Raw genomic sequence first — 2994 nt, forward strand, 5'->3', positions numbered from 1 at the left:
TGAATACCGTGGTTGAGGCTCTGAACCTCAACGTTGATGATTTGAATACCGTTATTGAGCCTCTGAACCTCAACCTATTCCCTATTCCCTATTCCCTGTTCCCTGTTCCCTCTTCCCGGCATACCCATAACTTCTCCTTAGCGTCAGGATTCCTAACAAAGTAATCTTCCAGCAAGTCACAGCCCCGATGCAGCAGCTCACCTAAACTTTCAACCTTCCAAATTCTGGCAGTGCCGTCCCCTGAAGCAGTGGCTAGCTTTTGTCCATCCGGGCTGAATGCTACATCAATTACCGAGGACTTATGCCCTTTGAACAGGGCTAATTGATTGCCCTTTATGTCCCAAACTCTAGCAGTGTTGTCCGATGAAGTAGTAGCCACCATCTTGCCATTGGGGCTGAATGCTACACTTAATACCTCCTCCTTATGCCCTCTGAGCACGGCTAATTCATTCCCCTGTAAGTCCCAAATTCTGGCCGTTTTGTCATCTGAAGTAGTAGCCACCATCTTGCCATTGGGGCTAAAACTTACACCTGTTACCGAGGACTGATGTCTTTTGAGCACGGCTAATTGATTGCCTTTGATGTCCCAAATTCTAGCAGTGTTGTCATCGGAAGCAGTGGCCAGCATCTTGCCATTGGGGCTAAAACTTACACCTGTTACCGAGGACTGATGTCCTTTGAGCACAGCTAATTGATTGCCTTTGATGTCCCAAATTCTGGCAGTTTTGTCCCATGAAGCCGTGGCCACCATCTTGCCATTGGAGCTGAAACTTACACCGGTTATCCAGGCATTATGCCCTGTCAGCACCGCTAATTCTTTCCCCTGTAAGTCCCAAACTCTAGCAGTGTTGTCCCCTGAACCAGTGACAAGCATCTTGCCATTGGGGCTGAATGCTACACTGTATACCGAGTCATAATGTCCTTTGAGCACAGCTAATTGATTGCCTTGTAAGTCCCAGATTCTAGCAGTGTTGTCAAATGAAGCAGTAGCCAGCATCTTGCCATTAGGGCTGAAACTTACACCCATTACCCAGGCATTATGCCCTGTCAGCACCGCTAATTCATTCCCCTGTAAGTCCCAAACTTTAGCAGTGTTGTCTCTTGAAGCAGTAGCCAGCATCTTGCCATTGGGGCTGAAACTTAAACCTGTTACCCAGTTCTGATGTCTTGTGAGCACGGCTAATTCATTTCCCTGTAAGTCCCAAACTTTAGCAGTGTTGTCCCCTGAACCAGTGACAAGCATCTGTCCATCTGGGCTGAAAGTTACACTCCATAGCCGCTTCTGATGCCCTATCAGCACAGCTAATTGATTACCCTGTAAGTCCCAAATTCTAGCAGTCTTATCCTCTGAAGCAGTGGCCAGCCTCTGTCCATCTGGGCTGAATGCTACACTGCTTAGTGCTTTCTGATGCCCTCTGAGCACGGCTAATTCTTTCCCCTGTAAGTCCCAAATTCTAGCAGTGTTGTCCCATGAAGAAGTGGCCAGCATCTGTCCATCCGGGCTGAATGCTACACTGCTTACCGCTCCCTGATGCCCTATCAGCACAGCGATTTGATTGCCCTGTAAGTCCCAAATTCTGGCACTGCCGTCGTCTGAGCCAGTGGCAATCTTCTTTCCATCCGGGCTAAATGCTACACTCCTGACATTGTTCTGATGCCCTTTGAGCACGGCGATTTGATTGCCCTGTAAGTCCCAAATTCTGGCAGTTTTGTCCTTTGAACCAGTCACAAGCATCTGTCCATTGGGGCTGAAGGCTACACTCCATAGCAAGTCCTGATGCCCTTTGAGCACGGCTAGTTCATTTCCTTGTAAGTCCCAAATTCTGGCAGTGTTGTCATCGGAAGCCGTGGCCAGCATTTGTCCATTGGGACTGAAGGCTACACTCCATAGCCTGACTCCATGGCCTTTGAGCACTGCTAGTTCATTTCCCTGTAAGTCCCAAACTTTAGCAGTCTTATCCCATGAAGCAGTGGCAATCTGTTGTCCAGAAGGACTGAATGCTACACTCCATACCTTGTCCTGATGCCCTGTGAATTTAGCCTGTTCTCGGAATTTACTAATACTCTGCTGGAGGGCATATAGAGGACTGATAGCAGGATATTCCTCCAGAGGCCGACCATCTTTAACGAAATTAAATAATTTTTGCCCAGTTTCCATTGCCGATAAAACAAGTTCGTCACTGGCATAATAAGCATTATCCTGTAACTGTCGCCAAATATTAACCCCTTGCCCTTCTAGTTCCGTGCCGGTTTGAGCTTCCTCTATTTTTTCTCTAGCTTTGACCCCAGTAACCACACTAACAATTACTGCTGCAACTAAGGACAAACCCAGTACAATTCCCCCTATGCGTATGGTTCGCTGGGCTTGCTCTTTAGCCTTGGCTAATATCTTACTAGCCTCTTTCTCAGCAGCCAAATCCTTATCTTGGCTAGCATCTAAAAACTCACGATCGAAATCGCTCAAGCTTTTACCCCTAGACCAATGCCGAGCCTGCTCTAATGCTTTCCCCCGCAACAAAAAATACTTATCCTTACACCCAGAATCAACCCAAGCGGTAAAAGCCTCAGCGTAGGGGCGTAGTCTAGCCAATTCTGTCTTGACCCAATCGGAATTGAAAACCTCCCCATAAATCCGGTTGTTAACCTCCAAACAACCCTGGCGCTCAACCACCAGCCCCGATAACCTTAATTCCGTCTGTTCCTCACTCCCATCAGCAACTAGACTACCGTGATCCAACACTTGCTGATACAAACCCAACAGCATCCCAGCCCGTTGCTCATTTCTGAGAATGCGTTCGCGTATGGTCTTCAAATGCTCCTGTTCATCCTGGGCTTCCCAATTGTCAATGATCTGCCTACGCACTATTTGGTCTAAGGAAAGACTATTGCCCGATTCCCAAGTCTGGACTACCAAACGACACAACCGCTGGGTAAGAAAGGGTTGTCCTCCCGTCCAGTTTACTATCTCACCTAACACCTGTTCAGGATTATTAA

At 47.7% G+C, this 2994-nt stretch carries 1 protein-coding gene; it reads right to left on the reverse strand.

Translation table 11 applies throughout. From position 1 onward, the window contains the following. Window positions 1-88: 88 nt before the first annotated feature. Window positions 89-2994 (reverse strand): WD40 repeat domain-containing protein (locus AC4II3_RS23335; protein WP_490722897.1); only part of this gene is annotated, 2906 nt, incomplete at its 5' end.

It is taken from the genome of Moorena sp., from assembly GCF_982860115.1.